This window comes from Pseudothioclava nitratireducens, from assembly GCF_029210495.1.
Classification (GTDB): Bacteria; Pseudomonadota; Alphaproteobacteria; order Rhodobacterales; family Rhodobacteraceae; genus Pseudothioclava; species Pseudothioclava nitratireducens.
This window is the reverse complement of record NZ_JARGDK010000003.1, coordinates 54589-77439: the sequence shown is the minus strand read 5'-3', so window position 1 is coordinate 77439 and position 22851 is coordinate 54589. Positions and strand designations below refer to the sequence as shown.

Below are 22851 nucleotides of genomic sequence, written 5' to 3'. Positions count from 1 at the left end.
TTGGCAACTGGTCCGATCAGAGCGGGCTGGAAAGTGCCCAGTCCCAATAGATTTCGCGCACGCGTTTGGTGACGGGGCCATGCGCGTAGCGCGTGTCGTCAAAGGCGGTGACCGGCGTGACCTTGGCGAAGTTGCCCGAAAGGAACACCTCATCGGCGGCGCGGAAATCGTCGAGCGTGAGGACGGTCTCCACCACGTCGACACCCGCTGCGCGCAGGTTCGAGATGTGCCGCGCCCGCGTGATCCCCGACAGGAAGGTGCCATTGGCGATCGGGGTGAAGACGACGCCATCGCGCACCATGAAGACGTTGGCGGTGGCGCTTTCGGCGACATTGCCCATCGCGTCCTGCACGAGCGCATTACCGAAACCCTTGGATTTGGCCTCGACCAGCATCCGGGCGTTGTTCGGGTATAGGCAGCCTGCTTTGGCGTTGCAGACATTATCCGCGAGCACGGGGCGGCGGAACTGCGTGGTGGTGAGTGTGGTCGTGGCCGTCGGGTCGGGCATCGCCACCTCTTCAAGGCAAAGCGCGAAGCCCGTCACGCCTTCGAGCGGCGCCACGCCCAGATCGGAGCCATGGATCGCCCAATACATCGGCCGGACATAGACCGCTGCGCCCTTGGCGTATTTGCGCAGGCCCTCGCGGGCAATTTCGACCATTTCCGCCGCCTCGACCGACGGTGCGATCATCAGCGCCTTGGCCGAGCGGTTGGTGCGCGCGCAATGCGCTTCGAGATCGGGGACCAGCCCGTCGAACATCCGCGCCCCGTCGAAAACAGAGCTGCCCTGCCAGATCCCGTGATCGGCGGCACGCATGACGGGGATGTCGCCTTCGTGCCAGCTGCCTTCGAAATAGGTGCGGATATTCTTGCCAAATGCCATCGGGGCCTCCTGAGTTCGGCGCGATCTAATCACCGCGCCGAAGACAGGTCCAGTGCCGCATTGTCACCCGATCAATTCGGGCGTGCCTCCGCCAGCAGTGCCTGAAGGTCGAGCGGTGCGTTCACCATCCGCAACTCGCCCGCGCTGTTGCGGGGCCAGTCCTCTGGCGCGCGGTCGCGGTAGAGTTCGACCCCGTTGCCATCGGGGTCGCGCAGGTAGATCGCCTCGGAGACACCATGATCGGCGGCCCCTTCAAGATCGACCCCGGCTTCCAGAACCCGGCGCAGCGCATCGCCAAGGCTTGCCCGGTCGGGATACAGAAACGCCGTGTGATAGAGCCCCGTGGTGCCGCGCGGCGGCGGGTGGCCGCCTTTGCTTTCCCAGGTGTTCAGGCCGATATGGTGGTGATACCCGCCCGCGCCCAGAAAAGCCGCCTGCGTGCCGAAGCGCTGTTGCAACTCGAAGCCGAGCACGCCCGCATAAAAGCCGATGGCGCGTTCGAGGTCAGCGACCTTGAGATGGACATGCCCGATGCGGGCTTCGGGGTGGATAGGTTGGGTCATGGCGCCCTCCTGTGACTGAATTCCGTTGTCGGGAACATAGTCGCACGGCGGGTGCCATGTGAGGCCCATCCCCGCACAGAGTCTGAGCGGGGATGCGCAGCCGTTGGATCAGTCGAGCCGGTTGGCGACGCCGATCGAGGTGCCGACCAGTTGCAGGATCGTGCGCAGCGAGGTGGCCGAACTTTCGGTGGCGAGCACAAGATCCTTGGGCTGGACGTGGAAGTTCTGTGCCGAGAACAGCCCATCCGTCGACGTCAGGTCGATCGAGAACACCACCCGCTCATGCTCGGGGCCGCCAAGACCCTCGGCGCGCACGGCAGAGGACGGATATTCGCGCAGGATCAGGATGCCGCGCGGATTGGCGCGGGTATCCGAGATACCCCCGGCCAGCGTCACGGCCTCGAGCGCGGTGACCTCATCTTGCGGGAAGGGGATGATTTCTTCGCGCCCCGAGGCGCCGAGCGCCATGAAATAGCGCGGGTCCTTTTCGACGATCAGCTTGTCGCCGGGACGCAGCCCGGTGTCGAGCGAGGGTTCGTCCAGAACGCGCTGCATCGAGATTTCGTAGACCGAAGAGCCTCGGATCAGGCGCAGTTGCGGGTTCTCGATGCTGGGTTGCACGCCGCCGCCCTGAGAGATGAGCCCCAGAACGGTCATCGAGCGGTCTTGCATCGGGACGCTGCCGGGGCGCATCACGCCGCTGACCAGATCGACCGCGTTGCCCTGACCGGGCTCGGAATCAAGCTGCACCTGCGCCGCCGGGATCAGCGGGGTGAGCATCTCTTCGATCTTGGCGCGGGCGGCATCGGGGCTCATCCCGGCGACGCGCACCTGACCGACATAAGGCACGAAGAGGTTGCCCGAGCTGGACACGCGCATGGTCTGTAGATTGGCAGAGGGCACGCCCTCTGTGGTCAGCAGCTTGTTCTCGCCATTTTCCCAGATCGCGATCTTGACGATATCGCCAGCCGCGAGGATCGGGCCAGAAGCGCCACGTCCGCCCTTGATCCAGTTACGCTTTTTGCTCGCATGTTTTCCGGCGGGCCAGCTGGCGATGCCGGGGAGCAGATCACGGGTGACCTGATAATGAGCGAATTCAGGGGTTTCGTCCTGTCCGACACCGACGATTTCGCTTTGAAGCGCCGCACCGCGAGGCAAAGAACAAGCGCCAAGCGCGCAACACAGCATGAATGCCGCGGTCATGCGGAGCGTCAAACCCATTTCTGTTCCCCCATTCCGCACCGTGGCAGCCGGTGCTAAGCCTCGCCTGGCAGGGCGAGTCGATTATTTGGACCTTGTTGCACTAATCGGACGCCAGGATGATCAGCCCCTTTCCCCGCCTGTTTCAGGCGATGGCTTCGATCTCGGCCCGTCCCAGGGCCGAGCAGCGGTTCATGATGGCGATACGGATCTGGATTTCGGCGGTCTGGCGGTCGGGATCTCGTGACATGATCCGGTCGCCGAAAAGCTTGAGGCGGTTCATTTGGGCTTCGACACGACTTCGGGCGTGATAGCCGGCCCATTTCTTCCAGATGGACCGACCCAGACATTGTGTCGCTTGCAGGATCTCGTTTCGAGATATCGCGGCGGGACAATCGGGTTTCCAGGCGCGTCCATTGCGGCGGATCGGTATGATCGGGTCGGCTCCATGCTCGAGGATCGCGGCATGGCAGCGGCGCGTGTCATAGGCGCCGTCGGCGGTGACAGTGTCGATTTCTTCGCCCGCCGGGATCTGCGCCAGCAGCTCCGGAAGGATCGGGCTGTCACCCTGCCTGCTCGAGGTGAATTCGACCGCACGGATGTCGCCTGTGGCCGTGTCCATCGCCAGATGGACCTTGCGCCATTCGCGTCTGCGCGTCGCGCCATGCTTGCGCGACAGCCATTCGCCGTCGCCGCGAAAACGGATGCCTGTGCTGTCGATTAGGAGGTTCAGTGGCTGGCCCAAGCGCCGATACGGGATCTGCACCTGGATCCGTGCCTGACGCCGGCATAGCGTCGAATAGTCGGGCACAGGCCAGTCGAGACCGGCCATCTCGATCAAGCTCGCAACGAGGCCGACGGTCTGCCGAAGCGGCAGGCCGAACAGGACTTTCAGCGTGAGACAGGTCTGAATGGCGCTGTCGGAGAAGGTCTCGGGATGGCCACGCTTGCCGCTTCGGCCTGCCTTCCAGGGCATTGCCGGATCGAACCAGATGGCCAGCGATCCTCGCCGTTTCAGGGCGGCGTTATAGTCGGACCAGTTCGTCGTGCGGTAGCGGGTGTTGGCAGGCTTGGGCATGCCATCGATCTAACCATCAGGATTCCCGAGATGAATCCCTCTCACCGATATGTGCAACAAGCCCGATTATTTGGTAACAACGGGTATGCAGAAAACGACGGAAATTCTCAAGACGTTGAATCCGCGCGTTCTGGTGCTGGGTGGCTCGGGGCGCGTGGGCGGTTTGCTGCGGGCGGTCTGGAGGCGCCCGGATGCGGCGTCGGGTATCCGGCCGATCTGGCAGGCGCGGCGTCACGGGGCCGGCGCGCAGGTCGTCTTCGATCCGCTGGCGGAGCCACAGGCCCTCGCCTCTGCGGTCGCCGCCTGCGATGTGGTGCTCAACCTTGCCGGGCCGACGCGCGGGATGCCGGAGGAGCTTTCCGCGAACCGTGTTTTGGCCGAGGCCGTGGTTCAGGCGGCGGGTGGCGCGGTCCCGATTCTGGCCGCATCGAGTGCGGCGGTGTATGGGGCGCAAGCGGCGGCGGGCGGGGCCTTGAGCGAAGACGGCTCGACCACGCCAGACAGCGCTTATGGCCGCGCAAAGATCGAGATGGAGGCGGCGCTTCATGCGGTCCCCAACGCGGTGGTGATCCGTATCGGCAATATCGCCGGGGCGGATGCGCTCTTGGGGCGTGCCGCGCCCGAGGGCGGGCGCGTATTGCATGTGACGCCGGATGGGCGTGCGCTGGAGCGCAGCTATATCGGTCCGCAGGCGCTCGCGCAGGCGCTGGAGCGGCTGGTGCGCCTCGCGGCGGCGGGGCTGGAGCTGCCAAAATGTCTCAATCTCGCTTTGCCGGGAGTGGTCGGGATGGACGCGCTATTGGCGGCGGCGGGCGAGCGCTGGACCTCTGCGCCTGCGCCCGCGGGCACAATCCCGCGCGTCGAGCTTGATGTTTCGCGTGCATTGCGGTTAGGGCTCGTCCCCGACACGCCGGTTCGCGCCGAGGCGGTGGTCGCCGATCTGCAAGGTTGCAAGGGAATGCGCCCGTGAGACTCTCGAAACGATTGTTCGATATCGGGCTGGGCCTGTTCCTGCTCCCGATTCTCGGCACGCTGATGCTCGTGGTCATCGTGACGCTGATCTTCACCGAGGGGCGCCCCTTCTTCTATGCGGCGGAGCGGATGAAATCCCCGACCCAAAGCTTCCGGCTCTGGAAGTTCCGCACCATGACCGTGGTCGATGAAGATGCCGGGGTTTCGGGGGGCGATAAGCAGGCGCGGATCACCCGCATCGGACGCATTCTGCGCCGGACGCGCGGCGATGAGCTTCCGCAACTGTGGAATATCTTCAAGGGTGATCTGAGCTTTGTCGGGCCGCGTCCGCCATTGCGCGAGTATGTCGAACGGTTCCCGGCAATTTATTCCGAGGTTTTGCGAACCCCGCCCGGCGTGACCGGGATCGCCTCGCTCTATTATCACCGCAAAGAGGAGCGCCTGCTGGCGCGCTGCGCGACCCCCGAGGAAACCGACCGGGTCTATTGCGACATCTGCATTCCCGCGAAGGCCCGTCTGGACCTGATGTATCAAAAGCAGTCTTCTGTTTGCTTCGATTTCGTTCTCGTCTGGCGCACAATTAAGCGCGTCTTAGGCAGAAAACGGCGCATGCCCACACCAAAAGGTTGATCGGGCTAGTCTTAATTCCTAAGAGGGCGGACATTGGGCGGCGTGAAAACCGCCATCGTATGGTGTGATTATATGGCCATGTTCAGACGGTATATGTCCCTCACCCGGCCACAGAAGAGCGCTCTCCTTCTGGCGTTCGACCTGACTCTGGTGCCCGCCACCTTCTTCGTCGCCCTGCAATTGCAGTATTCGCGCGTCTGGCCGCTTTTGCCGCTGCGCGCAAATTGGGGGCTGGTGCCGCTGTTGATGGCGGTTGCGGCAGTCGCGATTGTCCTGATCGGGCTGCACCGGGTGCGGCTCAAGCAATATCAGGGCCAGGCGATCGTGCAGACCGTATGGGTCGCGGCGATCCTTGGCGTCACCTCGGCGCTGCTTGCGAAATTCGGAGATCTCCGCCTTCCGAACGGCTTTCATTTCATTCTCGCGGTGATCTACTTCATCGGTTATGTCGGCGCTCGCCAGTTGATGCTTAGCACGCTGACACAGCTTTATCGCCGTTCGCATATCGTGACCCGCGTGGCGATCTATGGCACCGGCCGCACCGGGATGGCGCTGGCCAATGAGTTGCGCCATTCCGACGACATCATGGCCTATGCCTTTCTGGACGATAACGCCTCGATGGAGGGCATGGTGCTCAATGGGTTGCCGGTCTATTCCGGTGTCCATGCGGCCAAGCTCAAAGAGCATTTCAACGTCAACCGGATCATCCTTGCGATGCCCTCACTGTCGCTCGACAAACAGACCTTTCTGGCGACACGGCTGGGCGATCTGGGGTTCGAGGTGCAAACCTTGCCAGCCTTCGCGCAGATCTTTGGCGGCGATGCTCTGATCAGCAAGTTGATGCCGTCAACCCCGGCTTCGCTGCTGGCGCGTGACCCGCTCGATCAGCGGATGGATACGGGCTGCGCGGCCTATCGGGCGGCAAATGTGATGATTACGGGGGCGGGCGGTTCCATCGGTCTGGAACTGTGTCGCCAGATCATGACCTGCCGGCCAGCACGCCTGATCCTGTTCGATATTTCGGAATTCGCGCTTTATACTGCCGAGGCCGAGATGCGGGTGCTGGCCGATACGGTCGGCGTCGAGATCGTGACGGTGCTTGGCTCCATCGCGGATCAGCAGCATGTTGCGCAAGCTCTGGCCCGGCATGATGTCGATGTCGTGTTGCATGCCGCGGCCTACAAGCATGTTCCCATCGTCGAAGCGAATGCGCGTGTCGGTCTGGCCAATAATAGTCTCGGGACGGCGGTGCTGGCGCGAGCGGCACGCGATGCGGGCGTGAAGCGCTTTGTTCTGGTTTCTTCGGACAAGGCGGTCCGGCCGGGCAACCTCATGGGGGCGTCCAAGCGCTTTGCGGAACTCATCGTGCAGGATCTCGCCACGCGGTCGGAACGCACGATCTTCTCTATCGTGCGGTTCGGAAACGTGCTGGGCTCGTCGGGGTCCGTGATCCCGAAATTCCGCGAGCAGATTGCGCGGGGCGGGCCGGTGACGCTCACGAATGAGCGGGTCACACGCTATTTCATGACGATCGAAGAGGCCTCGCGACTGGTGCTTCTGGCTGGCTCCTTCGCCGAAGGCGGAGAGGTCTTTGTGCTCGATATGGGCAAGCCGATCCGCATCGGCGATCTGGCCCGCAAGATGATCGAGGCGGCGGGATATACGGTGCGCGACGCAGCCAATCCCGAAGGCGATATCGAGATTGTCACGACCGGCTTGCGTCGCGGTGAGAAGCTGCACGAGGAGCTGTCCTACCGGCAGGGCGCGCAGACCACAGCGCACCCCAAGATCATCCGCGTGCGCGAGCATCACCTGTCGGAAATCGAGATGGCCGCGGCACTGCGCAGCCTGCGCGATGCGGTCGAGAGCGGTTCGGATGAGGCGGTGATTTCGGTGGTGGCCCGGACCGTGCGCGAATATGCGCCGCAAGGCCTGCCCGATAGCGCCCCGCAGATGCGCGCTGTGGCGTCCCGTGACGCGGGCGATACGCCGGCGGAGTGATCAGCCCGCGAACGGGTCCTTCGGGTAGCCGACACCGCAAAGATAAAGTCCGTCGGGCGGGCAGACCGGACCGCAAGCCGCGCGGTCACGGGCTTCGAGCGCCTCTTTGACCTGCACAGGCGCCCAAGCGCCCGCGCCAACCCGCTCCAGCGTGCCCACGATCGAGCGCACCTGATTGTGCAGAAAGCTGCGCGCGCGCAGGTGAAAGCGGAACTCGCGCCCGTGGGGGATCTCGATCTCTTCGATGCGGATTTCGTCGAGCGTTTTGAGGGGGCTCGCTGCCTGACAGATCGAACTGCGAAAGCTGGTGAAGTCGTGATGCCCGATCAGATGGGCGGCGCCTTCGCGCATCGCTTCGGCATCGAGCAGGTTGTTCACGCGCCAGACGAGTCCGCGATCATGGGTCATCGGTGCGCGACGCTGCACCAGCCGAAACAAGTAGCGCCGCTCGGTCGCTGAAAACCGCGCGTGCCAGTCATCCGCGACCTGCGCGCAGGCCAGAATTGCGACCGGGGCGGGCTTGAGGTGGAAGTTCAGTGCTTCAGACAGACGGAACGGGTCCCAGTCTTTTTTCAGGTCGGCATGGGCGACCTGCGCGGTGGCGTGGACGCCTGCATCCGTGCGACCGGCGGCGGCAATCGTGTGCTCGCGCGGCTCAAGCTTCGCCAACGCGGCCTCGATCGCGCCTTGCACCGAGGGCTGGTCGGCTTGCCGCTGCCAGCCCGCGAAGGGGCCGCCGTCATACTCGATCTTGAACGCATATCTGGGCATGTCTCGCGCATAGCCCGCGCGCCTCGGCCCCGCAATCCCTTTCGGCCCCTACCAAGTCACCGGGCGGATGCTTATGTTGAACGCAGTGTGTCAGAGTGAGGCGAAGAGCGTGGGGATTTCCGATATTGCCGATGGGCTGAGCCGCGGGATCGAGGGGATCGGCGCATCGGTCTCCGAGGCGCTGTTCGAGCCGGTCATTCGGCTAGGTGTCACTGGCCTCTCGCGTGCGGGCAAGACGGTGTTCATCACCTCGCTGGTCGCCAACCTGCTGGACCGTGGCCGGATGCCCGGGCTGACGCGCGGGGGCGATATCACGGCCGCTTTCCTTCAGCCGCAGCCCGACGATACCGTTGCGCGCTTTGCCTATGAGGATCACCTCGCCGCGCTGACCGGCCCTACGCCGCATTGGCCTGAGGGTACCCGCACGGTCTCCGAACTGCGCCTGTCCTTCCGGGTGCAGCCCTCTGGCCTTTTGGGCGGGTTGAGGGGGCCTCGCACGATCCATCTCGACATCGTGGATTACCCGGGCGAGTGGCTGCTCGATCTGGGGCTCATGGACAAGAGTTATGCGCAATGGTCCGAGGGCGTTCTCGGGCGGATGAGTGCCCGTCCGGGTGGCGCGGATTATCTCGCGCTGCTGGCCGAGACAGACGCGAGCGCCAAGCTCGACGAACCCACCGCCAAGCGTCTGGCAGAGGTGTTCACCACGCATCTGAATGCCGCGCGCGAGGCGGGGTATTCGGATTGCTCACCGGGGCGCTTCCTGCTGCCGGGCGATCTGGCGGGTTCTCCGGTTCTGACCTTCGCACCCCTGCCCAAGGGCGAGGCCCCGCGCGGCTCGCTCGCCCGCGAGATGGAGCGCCGTTATGACGCCTATAAAGCGCAGGTGGTGAAGCCCTTCTTCCGCGATCACTTCGCGCGGATCGACCGGCAGATCGTGCTGGTCGATGTGCTCGGCGCGATTCATGCCGGGCCTGCCGCGCTCGAAGACCTGCGGCAGTCGATGGCCGGCATCCTTCAGGCTTTCCGCCCCGGAACGGCAGGGTTTCTTGCCTCGCTTCTGGGCGCGCGGCGCGTCGAGAAAATCCTCTTCGCTGCAACCAAGGCCGACCATCTGCACCACATGCAGCATGCCCGCCTGACCGCCATCACCGGAGCCCTTCTGCGCGAGGCCAAGGACCGCGCGGATTTCGCAGGGGCCGAGACACTGGCGCTTTCGATTGCGGCTTTGCGCGCCACGACCGAGGAAATGGTCAGCCATGACGGAGGCGAGCTTCCGGCGGTGCGCGGTCGGCTTATGGACGGGCGCAACGCGGCGCTTTATCCGGGCGATCTGCCCTCTGATCCGGCACAACTTCTTGCGCCTGCGCGGGGTGGGGCACAGCATTGGCTGGATGCGGATTTCGACATCATGGCCTTTGCCCCGGCGCCGATCACCTTGCGCCCGGGTGAAGGGCCGCCGCATATCCGGCTCGACAAGGCCGCCGAATTTCTCATCGGGGACAAGCTATGAAGAAACCCGTTCTGATCGAGTTGGACGAGGCCCCGGCCTCGCCCGCAGAGGCTCCGCCGGTCACCGATCTTCCCGCCGTCGATCAGCCCCTTGAAGGCCGCGCGATGCAGATCGCCACCCGGCTTGCCGCGCGGCGCAGTTCCGCGCTCACGCGGTTTTTCTGGCGCGCGCTTGTGGCGTTGGTCGGGTTTCTGGCCTCGGTCGCGGCATGGCGTTTCGTCGAAGGTCTCTTTGCCGCGAACCCCATCCTTGGCTGGGTTGGTATGGCCCTCTTTGTCGCCTTCCTTGTGGCGGCAAGTCTGATGGCGCTGCGAGAATTGACGGCCTTTGCCCGGCTGAGGCGGCTCGACAAGGTGCATAAGGAAGTGCTCGACGCGGGCAAGGCGGATGATCTGTCGCGCGCGCGCAAGGTCGTTGCGCATCTGTCGGGGCTCTATGCCGCGCGGCGGGACATGGACTGGTCGCGCGCGCGGTTGGCCGAGCGGGCGGATGAACAACTCGACACCCCGACGCTGTTGCATCTGGCCGAAACGGAACTGATGACGCCGCTCGATGCGGCCGCACGCCTTGAGGTCGAGGCCGCGTCGCGCACGGTCGCGACGGTCACGGCACTGGTTCCGCTGGCGCTTGCGGATGTGTTCGCGGCGCTGACGGCGAACCTGCGGATGATCCGGCGCATCGCCGAAATCTATGGCGGGCGTGCGGGATCATTCGGCTCGTTGCGCCTCGCGCGCACGGTCATGACGCATCTGGTGGCGACCGGCGCGGTGGCTGCTGGCGATGACCTGATCGAGACGATGGCGGGCGGTGGTATCCTATCCAAGCTTTCGCGCCGTTTCGGCGAGGGGGTAGTGAACGGCGCCCTCACCGCGCGCGTGGGCATCGCCGCGATCGAGGTCTGCCGCCCGATGCCGTTTCAAGCGCTGCCCAAGCCGCGCGTGACGAACCTCGTCAGTCGCTCTCTGACCGGGCTGTTCGACCGTAAGAAACCGACCCCAGCCGAGGGCGATTAACGCAGGCTGGGCACCTCGCCCGTGGGGCGGCCGACATCTTCGACCCCCATCCGCAGGCCTTGCCCGATCCGATGCGCCAGCGCCGACCAGCCCGCCGCCGCGAGCGGGTCGAGCGTTTGGCGCAGCGTGTCATCGAAGAGGCCAAGCCAGATCGGGAAATGCGCCGCGCCCACATTGCCAGCACGGCGATGCGCCATCATCGGGGACCCCTCATAGCCCGGCTCATGCAGGATCGCGCCCTTCCAGAAACGCGCGATCTTGGCCTCGTGTTCCGGCCAGTCGGTGACATGGGTGGCAAAGATCGGGCCGAGCATGTGATGCGCACGCACCCGCGCGTAGAAGCGCGCAACGACGCGGTCGATCTCTTCGGCGGAAATCTCGAAGCGGGGCGGCAGGGCGGACATGCAGGTCTCCTTTGGCCCAGCAGATAGGTCGGCGACCGGTCCGGCGCAAGGCGCGGGTTGCCGCAGGCTCAGCCGTCGCCGAACAGGTCGCCCGGTTGCGCCGGGCGCGGCGCGTTAAGGCCGAGATGCTTCCACGCGCGCGGCGCCAGCATCCGTCCGCGTGGTGTCCTGCTCACAAGGCCTTGTTGCAGCAGGTAGGGTTCGATCACCTCTTCGATGGCGTCGCGGCTTTCCGAAAGTGCGGCAGAGAGCGTTTCGACGCCGACCGGCCCGCCGCCGTAATGCTCGGCCATGAGCATCATGTAGCGCCGGTCCGCCCCGTCGAGGCCGAGCTTGTCCACACCCAGCCGCGTCAGTGCGCGGTCCGCGATGGCCTGCGTCAGGCGGCCGTCGCCCTCGACCAGCGCGAAATCGACGACGCGCCGCAGGAGCCGCCCGGCGATGCGCGGAGTGCCGCGCGCACGGCGCGCGATCTCGCGCGTGCCAGCCGGATCGGCGGGGATGCCAAGCAGCCGCGCGCCGCGTGAGACGATGCTGTCCAACTCGTCCTCGGTGTAGAATTGCAGCCGCGTCGGGATGCCAAATCGGTCGCGGAGCGGCGTGGTCAAGAGTCCGAGCCGGGTCGTGGCACCGACCAGCGTGAAGGGTTGCAGCTCGATCCGGACGGTGCGCGCGGCGGGGCCTTCCCCGATCACGAGGTCAAGCTCGAAATCCTCCATCGCGGGATAAAGCACCTCTTCGACGGCGGGATTGAGGCGGTGGATTTCGTCGATGAACAGCACGTCGCGCGCTTCGAGATTGGTCAGGATCGCGGCGAGGTCGCCCGCTTTGGCCAGGACCGGGCCGGAGGTCATTTTGAAGTTCACGCCCAGCTCGCGCGCCATGATCTGCGCGAGCGTGGTTTTGCCCAAGCCCGGCGGGCCGTGGAACAGAGTGTGGTCCATCGCTTGCCCGCGCAGCTTGGCGCTTTCGATGAAGACACGCAGGTTGGCGCGCGCTTCGGCCTGTCCCACGAACTCTTCGAGCGCCTGCGGGCGCAGGGCGCGGTCCGCATCCTCGGGGAGGCGGTCGGGGCGGAGCGTAGGATCGGGTTCCGTGGTCATGGTTGAGTGTTACGCTGAGCGAGGGACCCGGCGCAAGCAGAGGGCGTCGCCCCCACTGCCTGCCGCAGCCTCCCGGAGGATTTCGCGTTTGATGACAGCATCAGTCCTTGGGAGCGAGCGCGCGCAGCGCGATGCGGATCAGTTTGGCCGTGTCGGTTGCGTCTGGGTCGTCGGAGGCACGGGCCACGGCGGCGGCGGCATCGGCGGGCGAATAGCCAAGATTGGTGAGGGCCGAGAGCGCCTCGGCGGTGAAATTGGTCTTGGGCTGTGCGGCGGGAGCTGCGGCTTTGCGGGGCTTGGCGACCGGAGCCTCGATCACATCATCGCCTGGCGCGGTATCGACGGAAAGATCGGCACCGAGCGCCATGACGGTGGGCGCCTTATCCTTGAGTTCCAACACCACGCGCTGGGCGAGTTTCGGGCCGACCCCGGGGGCCGATTTGATCGCGCCCGCGTCGCCAAGTGCGATGGCGCGGCCGACGCCTTCGGGGCCGAGCGTGCCGAGGATCGCAAGCGAGGCCTTGGCGCCGATACCTTGGACCGAGGTCAAAAGCCGGTGCCATTCCTTTTCGAGCAGGGTCGGGAAACCGAAGAGTTGCAGCAGGTCCTCGCGCACGAGGAGGTCCGTATAGAGCGCGCAGGCCTCGCCCACCGGCGGGAGCGATTGCGCGGTGCGCGGGCTGACATGGACGACATAGCCCACGCCGCGCACGTCGATCAGCACGTGGTCCATGGCACGGTGCAGGATGATGCCGGCGATCCGTCCGATCATGCGCGTGCCCTCCGGATACGGGCCTGACCGGCAGTGACCTCGAGTGCGGAGCGGCCAAGCTGCGCCGCATTCAGGCGGGCGGCGCTTTGCGAGTGGAACGCATGGCAAATGGCGATGGCAAGCGCGTCGGCAGCGTCGGGGCTGTCGAACTGCACGCCGGGCAGTTGATGGCGGACCATATGCTGCACCTGAACCTTGTCCGCATGGCCGACGCCGACCACGGTCTTTTTGACGGCATTGGGCGCGTATTCCCCAACGCTCAGACCCGCCTGCGCAGGGACCAGAAGGGCGATGCCGCGCGCCTGTCCAAGCTTGAGCGTTGCTACCGCATCCTTGTTGACGAAGGTCTGTTCAACGGCGGCCGTATCGGGTGTGTGCGCCTCGATCACCGCGCGGAGCCCGTCATGCAAGGTGACCAGGCGGGCGGCCAGATCGCTGCCTTCCGAGTGGATCGTGCCATTTGCGATATGGCGCAGGCGCGTGCCCTCTGCCTCAATCACACCCCAGCCGAGATTCCTCAGCCCCGGGTCGATTCCGATTACCCGCATCTTGCCCCTGCGCCCCATCTGTTCTCTTTCGCAAGAATTAGCACGAAAAGTGAACATCGGCCAGTCTTAAGATTGGCAGTGCGCCGGGCCGGACATGAAAACGCCGCGCGCAGGGCGCTGCGCACGGCGTCTGAATTCTTGGCAGGGCGTGCCGCTCAGTACAGAACGGACTGGATGAAGCCTGCGAGCTTCTGGGTCAGGGGACCGGCTTCGAGGATCCAACCGAGGGTCTTTTCGCCGATATTGCCAGCGGCGAGCGAGTTGACCCGCTCACCATAGGCCTCTGCGCCGATTTGACCGAGCAGGGTTGCCTTCAGGAGAATGACGCCAGACAGCACCAGCGCGAGACCGCGCCACGGGATGTGTCGCGCAGGACGCGGGCGGACGGAGTCAAAGTAGCTACGGCCCAGCGCGCCGTTCGCCTCGAACGCACCGCCAGCCTCGTGGATCTTTTCGATGCGACCCAGCCGGCTCTCGAAATCTCTCAATCCGCGATCCATGACACTCCACCTTTACTCAAAATGACGTACAGCCACTCGTTAAGAAATATTAAACCACAGCGCGAGATGAATGTGCGTAAAATTTGGCAGATTAGGCCTTCTGCATCACCAATGTCGTCCATTCCGCGTGCTCGTTTCGCGAAATGAGACGGAAATCGTGGGATTCATAGGCGGAAATCACCTCATCGGCTTGTTCGTGGAGGATTCCGGACAGGATCAGATGCCCCGATTCGGCGCAGTATTTCGCCATGTCAGGTGCCAGAGTGATCAGCGGGCCCTTGAGAATATTCGCAAAAATAAGGTCGTAGGGCGCGACGGCCTTAAGGTGCGGATGCTCAAAGCCCGCGGCCTCGATGCAGAGCACTTTGTCCTTGAGATCGTTCGTTTCGACATTCGCCTCTGCGGTCTCGACAGCGATCGGGTCGATATCCGAGGCCAGCACGACTTCGGGCCAGAGTTTCGCTGCCGCCATGGCGAGCACCGCCGTCCCGCAGCCCACGTCGATCACATTGGTTGCACGCAGACCGCCGCGCTCGAGGTCGTCGAGCGCCTTGAGGCAGCCGAGCGTGGTGCCGTGATGGCCGGTGCCGAACGCCATCGCCGCGTCGATGCGCAGCGGGATGCAGTCGGCGGGGACCTTGTCGGCGTCATGGCTGCCATAGACGAAGAAGCGCCCGGCCTCGACCGGGGCGAGTTCGCGGCGCACATGGGCGACCCAGTCCTGATCGGGCAATTCCGAGACGGCGAAGGGCGCGGCCCCATGCGCTGCCGCGAGCAGGGCGAGCGTGACCTCATCGGGGTGTTCAAGGAAATAGGCGCCGACTTCCCAGCGTTCCGACCCATCCTCGATCTCGAAGACGCCAACGCCATAGGGCGCGGGGTCGAGATCCTCGACGCGTTCCGAGAGGGCCTCGGCCTGATCGCGGTCGGACAGCGTGGTGAAAGCGGTGAAGGTGGTCATGGCGGGCTCCTTATGGGCTTGGCCCGCTTTGGCCTGTTCCGCCCCGCAGGTCAACCCGCAGCCGGGGTTCCGGTGCCGATCGGACAACTCACGCCGGTCCCGCCAATGCCGCAATAACCGTTCGGGTTCTTGGCGAGGTATTGCTGGTGATAATCCTCGGCGTAGTAGAAGGCGGGCGCTGGCAGGATCTCGGTGGTGATCGCCCCATAGCCCGCCGCTTGCAGCTTGGGCGCAAACGCCGTGCGGCTGGCCTGCGCCGCTTCGGCCTGCGCGGGGCTATAGGTGTAGATGCCCGAGCGATACTGCGTGCCCCGGTCATTGCCCTGCCGCATGCCCTGAGTCGGGTCGTGGTTCTCCCAGAAGGTCCGCAGGAGCGCGTCGTAGCTGATGACGGCAGGGTCGTAGATCACACGCACGACCTCGTTGTGGCCGGTCATGCCGGTGCAGACCTCTTTGTAAGTCGGGTTGGGGGTATGCCCGCCCGCATAGCCGACCATGGTCAGCCAGACGCCAGGCAGCTTCCAGAAGATCCGCTCGACGCCCCAGAAGCAGCCCATGCCGAACATCGCCTCTTCCATGCCCGTTGGGACGGGCGCGCGCAGGTCGCGGCCAGACAGGAAATGCGGCTCGGTCAGCGGCATTTCGGTGTCGCGCCCGGGCAGGGCGTCGGCGGCAGAGGGCAGAGTGGCGGGTTTGAAGAACATCGCGGGCGCTCCTGTCGGGTCTCGCCCATGAGATAGGGGCGCCGTCGCGATTGTCCAGCGGTTCAGCGCCCGATCAGGATCGTCTCAAGCCCCTTCTCGGGGTGGCGCGGGATCAGGGTCGCGAGCATAAGTGACACCAGCGCCATCCCGGCGGCAAGCACGAAGACCCATGTCGGCGACTGGACCCAAAGATAGCCCAGCAGCGCCGGCAGAAAGACCGCCGCGATGTGGTTGATGGTGAAGGCCACGGCGGCGGTGGGGGCGATGTCGCCCGGGTCTGCGATCTTTTGGAAATAGGTCTTCATGGCGAAGGCCAGCGCGAAGAAGATGTGATCGACCACGTAAAGCGTTGCCGCCACCCAGACCGGCCAATCGAACAGATACAGCCCGCCATAGAGTGCAAAGACCGTGGCAAGCCCCGCATATTCGAAGACCAACGCCGCCCGTTCGCCAAAGCGGCCGACCATCCGCCCCATGAAGGGCGCGAAGACCATGTTGGCGAGGAAGTTCACGAGAAACAGCGCGGTCACCTCATGCACTTCGAACCCGTATTTCTCGACCATCATGAAGGCGGCAAAGACGGTGAAGATCTGGCGCCGGGCGCCTGCCATCATTTGCAGCGCGTAATAGAGCCAGTAGCGGCGGCGCAGCACGAAGGTCTTGAGCTGCGGCTCATCCGCGCGAAATTGCGGATAGAGCAGCATCGCTGCGACCGCCATCACGACCGTCGTCCCGCCGGCGACGCCGTAGACGAAGCCGTAGCTCAGATCGAAGCTCTTCCACGTCACAACAAGAAGTCCATAGGCGACCAAGGCCGCCCCCGAGCCGACCGCCACGATCCGGCCCAGCACTTCGGGGGCACGGGATTTCTCGATCCATTGCAGTTGTAGGGACTGATTCACCGTCTCGAAATAATGGAACCCGATCGAGGAAAAGAGCGTGACCAGCATCAGGCCGGAAAAACTTGGGAAGAGCGCCGTGACCGCGGTGGCGGCCCCCAGAAGCATCAGCGCCGAGAGCGCGAGCACCTGTTCGCGCAGCACCCAAAGCAGCACGATCACGCCGATCGCCAGAAAGCCCGGCACCTCGCGCAGGCTGTGGAGCCAGCCGATCTCGCGCCCGGTAAACCCCGCTGCTTCAATGACAAAATTGTTCAGAAGCGCCGACCATGTGGCAAAGGCAATCGGCATCGCCGCCGCCATCAGGTAAAGCAGCGTTTCGGGGCGCCGCCAGCGTGGCAGTGCCCGCGCTTCGGCCATGGAAATTTCGCGCAAGGTCATTCATGCCCGATACGCCGCCCCGCAGGCGGCATCAAGCGTCCTGACTTAGATCAAGGCGGAACATATTCGGAAAATGGCATAGACTCTGCGTCAGGGAGACACGCGCGGGGGGATTGCTCCATGGATATTGTCGAAATCATCGAAAGCATTGGCGAAGGCCCCACGGCGGCGCTGTTCGGCCTTATCACCGGAATCGTCTTTGGCGTCGCGGCGCAGCGGTCGAATTTCTGCCTGCGCGCAGCGACGGTCGAATTCGCCCGTGGCCGGATGGGCAGCAAGGTGGCGGTGTGGCTTCTGACGTTTTCGACCGCAGTCGTCTGGGTTCAGGGCGCGCAGATGCTTGGCCTGTTCCGGGGCGTGGACAGCCGGATCATGTCGGTGCCCGGAAGCTGGTCGGGTGCGATCATCGGCGGGCTGATGTTCGGCGCGGGCATGGTGCTGTCGCGCGGCTGCTCGGGGCGGCTTCTGGTGCTGGCCTCGACGGGAAACCTGCGCTCGGTCGTGTCTGGCCTGATCTTTGCGGTGACCGCGCAAATGAGCCTCAAGGGCATCCTCGCCCCTTACCGCGACACGCTGGCGGGGCTGTGGGTCACGCCGGGCGGTGAGAATGTCTCGCTGCTGACGATGCTTCGGCTGCCTGAATGGTTTGGCCTTGCCTTCGGCGTCGCCGTGGCGGTGCTCGCGCTGGTGTTGGCGCGCAAGAACCGGATCGGGCCGAAGGTTTTGATCTTTGCCTCGGGGGTTGGCTTTTCGGTGGCCGTCGGCTGGGTGCTGACCTGGTCGCTCGCACAGGTTGCGTTCGAGCCGGTGCCGGTCACTTCGGCGACCTTCTCGGGGCCGTCCGCAAACACGCTGATGTTCTTCCTCGACCGCAATGCGGTGTTGGAGTTCGACGTGGGGCTGGTTCCCGGCGTGGTGATCGGGGCGTTCCTGTCCTCGCTGCTCGCCCGTGAATTCGCGTGGCAGGCGTTTGACAGCGTGCCGGTCATGCGACGCTCGATGATCGGGGCCGTGCTCATGGGCTTTGGGGCGATGCTGGCGGGTGGCTGCGCGATTGGCGCGGGCGTCACGGGCGGGTCGGTCTTTGCCGCGACCGCGTGGCTGGCGCTTTTCTGCATGTGGATCGGCGCGATGACGACCGATTACCTGCTGGATCAACGTAACCTGTCGCCAGCCGCCGCCTGCTGATCAGAGGAAACTCTGCGGGTCGATGTCGATCTGAAGCCGCACCGCATTGGGCAGCTTTACCTGCCGCACCCATGCCTTGAGCGCCGCTTGCAGGGGCGCGGTTTTGTCGGCCTTGACCAGCATCCGCACCCGGTGCCGCCCGCGCACCCGCGCGATGGGGGCCGGCGCCGGGCCGAAAAGCTGCGCGCCGATCCGAGTGAGCGGCTCTGCACGCCGGGCCAGTTCTGACCCGATCTGAAACAGCGGTTCGACCTCGGGCCCTGACAGGATGATCCCTGCCATCCGACCATAAGGCGGCACGCCCTGCGCACGCCGGGCCTCTGCCTCCTCGCGCCAGAACGCCTCCTCGTCGCCGCCAAGGATCGCGCGGATCACGGGGTGTTCGGGCTGATAGGTCTGCAACAGCGCGACGCCCGGCTTCTCGGCCCGGCCCGCGCGGCCTGCCACCTGCCGCATAAGTTGAAACGTCCGCTCCGCCGCGCGCAAGTCAGAGCCTTGCAGCCCGAGATCGGCGTCGATCACCCCGACCAGCGTCAGCTTGGGAAAGTTATGCCCCTTGGCGACGATCTGCGTGCCGATAATGATGTCCGCACCGCCCTCGGCAATCGTGCCGATCGCATCCTTCAACGCGCGGGCGGACCCGAAGAGATCCGAGGACAGAACCGCCAGCCGCGCATCGGGGAAGCGCTCGGCCACCTCCTCGGCGAGCCGCTCGACCCCCGGACCAACGGGGGCGAGCCGACCCTCGGCCTTGCAGGACGGGCATTCGGTCGGGATCGGTTTGGTCTCGCCGCATTGGTGGCAGACGAGGCGCTTCAGGAAACGGTGCTCGACCATCCGCGCGTCACAGTGATCGCAGCCGATCTGATGCCCGCAGGCACGGCAGATCGTGACCGGCGCATAGCCACGCCGGTTCAGGAAGAGCATCGCCTGCTCGCCATTGCGGATGCGCTGAAGCACCTCTCCGACCAGCCGGGGCGAGATCCAATGTGCCGCCTCGATCCGCTCCTTGCGCATGTCGATTGCCGCCATCTCGGGCAACTCGCTCGCCCCGAAGCGTGACTTCAGATCGACGCGGGTATATTTGCCCTGCTCGGCATTCACCCAGCTTTCAAGGCTGGGCGTGGCCGAGGCCAGCACCACCTGCGCCCCGCAGAGCGAGGCGCGCAGCACCGCCATATCCCGCGCCGAGTAAAGCGCGCCCTCTTCCTGCTTGTAGGAGGTGTCGTGTTCTTCATCGACGACGATCAGTCCAAGGTCGCGGAAGGGCAGGAACAGCGCCGAGCGCGCACCGACGACAAGCTGCACGCCGCCCTCGCCGCACATTTTCCACAGCCGCCGCCGCTCGCTTTGGGTGGCGCCCGAATGCCACTCGCCGGGGCGTGCGCCAAAGCGCGCCTCGACCCGCGTCAGGAATTCACTCGTCAGCGCGATTTCCGGCAACAGGACCAACGCCTGCCGTCCCTGCCGCAGACATTCCGCGACCGCCTCGAGATAGACCTCGGTCTTGCCCGATCCGGTCACACCCTTGAGCAGATAGGTCCCGTATCGCCCGGCCCCCGCGCGCAAGGCCTTGGCGCCCGTTTCCTGATCGTCTGAGAGCGCCTTGCCCGGCAGGGTTGGGTCAAGGCGCGGGTAGGGCGCATCGCGCGGCACCTCCGCCTCGATGATCGCGCCGGCCTGCGCAAGCCCCTTCACCACCTGCGGCGTCACGCCCGCCAGCTGCGCCAGTTCATTGAGGTAGAATCCCGCGCCACCATGATCGTGCAGCACGCCGAGAACCTTCTCGCGCGCCTCGGTCATCCGCTCGGGCAGGCGGTCCCCCAGCCGATAGACCTTGCGCATGCCCGGCGCATCGAACAGCCCCGGCGTGCGGGTCGCCAGCCGCAGCATCGCGGGCAGCGAGGTCATCGTGTAGGCGCCCATCCGGATCAGGAATTCGCGCAACTCGTCGCGCATCGGGGCGACATCGAGCACCCGGATGACGGGGCGCAGCTTGGCCGCATCGAAGCGCCCGTCGCCCGGACCCCAGACAACGCCCATCACCTTGCGCGGACCGAGCGGCACCTCGACGAAGGCGCCTGTGAAACACCCACCCTCGGGCGCGAGGTAATCGAGCGGTCGCCCGATCGGCTCGGCGGTCAGCACGGCAAGGCGCGCGCCCGCCTCGAACCAGCTTGGCCCATTCATCGCGCAAGTCCTTTTTCATCAAACCCGAAATACTCTCGGGGAGCAGTGCCGCAGGGGCGCGGGGTGCAGGCAGCCCCCCGTTCGGCTCGCCCGCGCACATGCCGATTCCGCTCTGGGCAATCGGGCGGGTTTGCGCTATCAGGCGCGCAGTTGCCGAAACGGAGACCCTCCATGAAATTTTTCGTCGATACCGCCGATGTTGCCGCGATCAAGGAACTCAACGATCTGGGCATGGTCGATGGCGTGACCACGAACCCGTCGCTGATCCTGAAATCGGGCCGCGACATTCTCGAAGTAACCAAGGAAATCTGCGACATGGTCGAGGGTCCGGTCTCGGCCGAGGTCGTGGCCACCGAATCCAAAGCCATGATCGAAGAAGGTCTGAAGCTCGCCAAGATCGCCCCCAATATCGCGATCAAGGTTCCGCTCACCTGGGATGGCCTGACCGCCTGTAAGGCTTTCGCATCCGAAGGCCACATGGTCAATGTCACGCTCTGCTTCTCGGCGGCGCAAGCGATCCTCGCCGCCAAGGCGGGCGCGACCTTTATCTCGCCCTTCATCGGTCGTCTCGACGATATCAACCTCGATGGCGTGCAACTGATCGAGGACATTCGCACGATCTATGACAATTACGATTTCCGCACCGAGATCCTCGCGGCTTCGATCCGTTCGGTGAACCACATCACCGATGTTGCCCGCATCGGCGCCGACGTGATCACGGCGCCGCCCGCCGTGATCAAGGCGATGGCGAACCATGTGCTGACCGACAAGGGCCTCGAGCAGTTCCTCAAGGACTGGGCCAAGACCGGGCAAAAGATCGTCTGAGCCAGACCATGATCGGCCCGCCACACTGGCGGGCCTTTTCATATCGCGAGCAAGTTTGGGCTGATTTTGCCGCTGATTTGTGCGAGGGTGCCAAAAAATGAAAACCGATCCGGGCGAAGAGACAGGCATGACCGAAACCGCACTCGCAGAGACCCTGCGCGAGAAAATCATTTCCGATCCCGAAGTCATTCTCGAAGACCGCGACCTGATGCGGGCGCTGATTGCTGCAAATGAACGCGCGATGGGATCGAATATCGTCGATCTGCGCGGCGTCGCGATGGAGCGTCTCGAAGCGCGGCTCGACCGTCTGGAAGACACGCACCGTTCGGTGATCGCGGCGGCCTACGAGAACCTCGCAGGCACCAATCAGGTGCACCGCGCCGTGCTCAAGATGCTCGACCCCACCGATTTCGAAGGCTTCCTGCGCAATCTCGGCACCGAGGTCTCCGAGATCCTGCGTGTCGATTCCGTGCGGCTGGTGCTCGAAAGCCTGCATTCGGAAAGTGACCCGGCGCTGCGGCATCTGGGCGACGTGCTTTGTGTGGCCGAACCCGGTTTCATCAACGAATACATGCGCGCTGGGCGCTCGGCGCAGCCGCGCTCGGTGATCTTGCGCCAGACCATGCCGCAATCCGAAGCGATCTACGGCGAGGCCGCGACCTGGATCCGTTCAGAGGCGCTGATGCGGCTCGATCTGGGCGAGGGCCGTCTGCCCGGCCTCTTGGTGATGGGCGCCGAGGACCCGCATCAGTTCAAGCCCTCGCAGGGGACCGATCTTCTGGGCTTCTTCGCAGGCGTGTTCGAACGTGCGATGCGCCGCTGGCTAAGCTGATGGCGGGGTTTTCGGCAGGCGCGGGAGACCTTCTGGCGCGCTGGCTCGATCACCTGCGCGCGCTGGATGGTGCCTCCGAAAACACGCTCAAGGCCTATCAGACGGACGTTGCTGAGTTCCTTGGCTTTCTGCATGGCCACCATGGCGAGAGCCTCGGGGTTTCTCGCCTGTCGCAAGTCACCCAATCCGACATGCGCGCCTGGATGGCGCATGAGCGGGGCCGGGGCCTTTCGGCGCGCTCGCTCGCGCGGGCGCTGTCATCGGTCAAGAATTTCATTCGCTGGCTGGCGGATCGCGAAGGGTTCGATGCGACCCATGTGCTCGCGGCCCGCGCGCCCAAGTTCCAGCGCAAGTTGCCGCGCCCGTTGGCCGTGGATGCCGCGCAGGCGATGATCGAACAGGTCGATACCCAGGCGATGGAGCCGTGGATCGCCGCGCGCGACGCCGCCGTGGTGACGCTGCTCTATGGCTGCGGTTTGCGGATCTCCGAGGCGTTGGGTCTTCTGGGTGAGAGCCACCCGTTGCCCGAGGTGCTGCGCATTCGTGGCAAAGGCGACAAGGAGCGGCTTGTGCCCGTGCTCCCCGCGGCCCGCGATGCCGTCGCGGACTATGTCCGGCTGTGCCCCTATCCGCCCGAGCCGGGTCTGCCGCTGTTTCGCGGCAAGCGCGGTGGCGCCCTCAATCCGCGTCTGATCTCTCGCGCAATGGAACAGGCGCGACTATCGCTCGGCTTGCCCGCCAGCGCCACGCCCCACGCGATGCGCCACAGCTTCGCGACGCATCTTCTGGCTGCCGGAGGTGATCTGCGCGCCATTCAGGAACTGCTGGGGCACGCGAGCCTTGCCACCACGCAAATCTATACCGCCGTCGATCAGGCCCGCCTGATGGAGGTTTACCGCGACGCCCATCCGCGCGCATGA

At 65.0% G+C, this 22851-nt stretch carries 23 protein-coding genes; 9 read left to right on the top strand and 14 right to left on the bottom strand.

What is annotated here, in order from left to right:
- Window positions 1-16: 16 nt before the first annotated feature.
- The 4 genes from P0X85_RS04375 to P0X85_RS04360 all read right to left on the bottom strand — a co-directional run bounded on the left by P0X85_RS04375 (window position 17) and on the right by P0X85_RS04360 (window position 3724).
- Window positions 17-883, bottom strand: a complete 867-nt coding sequence (locus P0X85_RS04375) for a branched-chain amino acid aminotransferase (protein WP_275809057.1) — start codon at window positions 881-883, stop codon at window positions 17-19.
- Between the two features lie 71 nt (window positions 884-954).
- Window positions 955-1446, bottom strand: coding sequence for a VOC family protein (locus P0X85_RS04370; protein ID WP_275809054.1), 492 nt, complete (start codon window positions 1444-1446; stop codon window positions 955-957).
- 108 nt (window positions 1447-1554) lie between these two features.
- Entirely contained in the window at window positions 1555-2667 is a 1113-nt protein-coding gene (locus tag P0X85_RS04365) for a polysaccharide biosynthesis/export family protein (protein WP_275809052.1), read from the bottom strand.
- A 124-nt stretch (window positions 2668-2791) separates the two neighbouring features.
- The gene (locus P0X85_RS04360; RefSeq protein WP_132464603.1) at window positions 2792-3724 is read right to left on the bottom strand and encodes an IS5 family transposase; all 933 of its coding nucleotides are present in this window, start codon (window positions 3722-3724) and stop codon (window positions 2792-2794) included.
- Between the two features lie 85 nt (window positions 3725-3809).
- Between P0X85_RS04360 and P0X85_RS04355 the strand changes: the two genes are divergently transcribed.
- From P0X85_RS04355 to P0X85_RS04345, 3 genes are all read left to right on the top strand, one after another.
- Window positions 3810-4694, top strand: a complete 885-nt coding sequence (locus tag P0X85_RS04355) for an NAD-dependent epimerase/dehydratase family protein (protein WP_275809043.1) — start codon at window positions 3810-3812, stop codon at window positions 4692-4694.
- Entirely contained in the window at window positions 4691-5326 is a 636-nt protein-coding gene (locus tag P0X85_RS04350) for a sugar transferase (protein ID WP_275809040.1), read from the top strand. Before P0X85_RS04355 ends, P0X85_RS04350 begins: the two co-directional genes overlap by 4 nt.
- A gap of 93 nt (window positions 5327-5419) precedes the next feature.
- Window positions 5420-7327 (top strand): polysaccharide biosynthesis protein, encoded by a 1908-nt coding sequence (locus P0X85_RS04345; protein ID WP_275809037.1) that lies wholly within the window; start codon window positions 5420-5422, stop codon window positions 7325-7327.
- Here the strand turns inward: P0X85_RS04345 and truA are convergent, their stop codons facing one another.
- The gene (gene truA, locus P0X85_RS04340; protein WP_275809034.1) at window positions 7328-8098 is read right to left on the bottom strand and encodes a tRNA pseudouridine(38-40) synthase TruA; all 771 of its coding nucleotides are present in this window, start codon (window positions 8096-8098) and stop codon (window positions 7328-7330) included.
- A 109-nt stretch (window positions 8099-8207) separates the two neighbouring features.
- Between truA and P0X85_RS04335 the strand changes: the two genes are divergently transcribed.
- Together P0X85_RS04335 and P0X85_RS04330 are read left to right on the top strand one after the other, a co-directional pair.
- Window positions 8208-9611 carry a YcjX family GTP-binding protein gene (locus tag P0X85_RS04335; RefSeq protein WP_275809031.1) on the top strand — a complete coding sequence of 468 codons (1404 nt, stop codon included), beginning with the start codon at window positions 8208-8210 and terminating at the stop codon, window positions 9609-9611.
- Window positions 9608-10624, top strand: coding sequence for a YcjF family protein (locus tag P0X85_RS04330; RefSeq protein ID WP_275809028.1), 1017 nt, complete (start codon window positions 9608-9610; stop codon window positions 10622-10624). The genes P0X85_RS04335 and P0X85_RS04330 overlap by 4 nt, the downstream gene beginning before the upstream one ends.
- Here the strand turns inward: P0X85_RS04330 and P0X85_RS04325 are convergent.
- The 8 genes from P0X85_RS04325 to P0X85_RS04290 form a co-directional block, all read right to left on the bottom strand.
- A complete protein-coding gene (locus P0X85_RS04325; protein WP_275809025.1) occupies window positions 10621-11028 on the bottom strand; it encodes a group III truncated hemoglobin in 408 nt (135 codons plus the stop codon). The genes P0X85_RS04330 and P0X85_RS04325 overlap by 4 nt on opposite strands.
- Window positions 11029-11096: 68 nt before the next feature.
- Window positions 11097-12131: a Holliday junction branch migration DNA helicase RuvB gene (ruvB, locus tag P0X85_RS04320; protein ID WP_275809022.1), complete on the bottom strand. Its 1035-nt coding sequence runs from the start codon at window positions 12129-12131 to the stop codon at window positions 11097-11099.
- A 100-nt stretch (window positions 12132-12231) separates the two neighbouring features.
- Entirely contained in the window at window positions 12232-12903 is a 672-nt protein-coding gene (gene ruvA / locus P0X85_RS04315) for a Holliday junction branch migration protein RuvA (RefSeq protein ID WP_275809018.1), read from the bottom strand.
- Window positions 12900-13451 (bottom strand): crossover junction endodeoxyribonuclease RuvC, encoded by a 552-nt coding sequence (gene ruvC / locus P0X85_RS04310; protein WP_275809016.1) that lies wholly within the window; start codon window positions 13449-13451, stop codon window positions 12900-12902. Before ruvC ends, ruvA begins: the two co-directional genes overlap by 4 nt.
- A 155-nt stretch (window positions 13452-13606) precedes the next feature.
- A complete protein-coding gene (locus P0X85_RS04305; RefSeq protein WP_275809013.1) occupies window positions 13607-13951 on the bottom strand; it encodes a hypothetical protein in 345 nt (114 codons plus the stop codon).
- Window positions 13952-14042: 91 nt separating this feature from the next.
- Window positions 14043-14912, bottom strand: a complete 870-nt coding sequence (locus tag P0X85_RS04300) for a 50S ribosomal protein L11 methyltransferase (RefSeq protein WP_275809010.1) — start codon at window positions 14910-14912, stop codon at window positions 14043-14045.
- Window positions 14913-14962: 50 nt separating this feature from the next.
- The gene (gene msrA, locus P0X85_RS04295) at window positions 14963-15616 is read right to left on the bottom strand and encodes a peptide-methionine (S)-S-oxide reductase MsrA (protein ID WP_275809007.1); all 654 of its coding nucleotides are present in this window, start codon (window positions 15614-15616) and stop codon (window positions 14963-14965) included.
- Between the two features lie 62 nt (window positions 15617-15678).
- Window positions 15679-16896, bottom strand: coding sequence for an MFS transporter (locus tag P0X85_RS04290; RefSeq protein WP_275809004.1), 1218 nt, complete (start codon window positions 16894-16896; stop codon window positions 15679-15681).
- Window positions 16897-17016: 120 nt separating this feature from the next.
- Here P0X85_RS04290 and P0X85_RS04285 point away from each other — a divergent pair, with 120 nt between their 5' ends.
- Window positions 17017-18084, top strand: coding sequence for a YeeE/YedE family protein (locus P0X85_RS04285; RefSeq protein ID WP_275809000.1), 1068 nt, complete (start codon window positions 17017-17019; stop codon window positions 18082-18084).
- On the opposite strand, the gene P0X85_RS04280 is transcribed toward P0X85_RS04285, so the two are convergent.
- Entirely contained in the window at window positions 18085-20274 is a 2190-nt protein-coding gene (locus P0X85_RS04280) for a primosomal protein N' (protein WP_275808997.1), read from the bottom strand.
- A 171-nt stretch (window positions 20275-20445) separates the two neighbouring features.
- On the opposite strand from P0X85_RS04280, the gene fsa reads away from it, so the two are divergent.
- From fsa to P0X85_RS04265, 3 genes are all read left to right on the top strand, one after another.
- The gene (gene fsa, locus P0X85_RS04275) at window positions 20446-21099 is read left to right on the top strand and encodes a fructose-6-phosphate aldolase (protein WP_275808994.1); all 654 of its coding nucleotides are present in this window, start codon (window positions 20446-20448) and stop codon (window positions 21097-21099) included.
- A 127-nt stretch (window positions 21100-21226) separates the two neighbouring features.
- Window positions 21227-21931 carry a DUF484 family protein gene (locus P0X85_RS04270; RefSeq protein ID WP_275808991.1) on the top strand — a complete coding sequence of 235 codons (705 nt, stop codon included), beginning with the start codon at window positions 21227-21229 and terminating at the stop codon, window positions 21929-21931.
- Complete coding sequence (locus tag P0X85_RS04265; RefSeq protein ID WP_275808988.1) at window positions 21931-22851, top strand: tyrosine recombinase XerC; 921 nt, start codon at window positions 21931-21933, stop codon at window positions 22849-22851. Before P0X85_RS04270 ends, P0X85_RS04265 begins: the two co-directional genes overlap by 1 nt.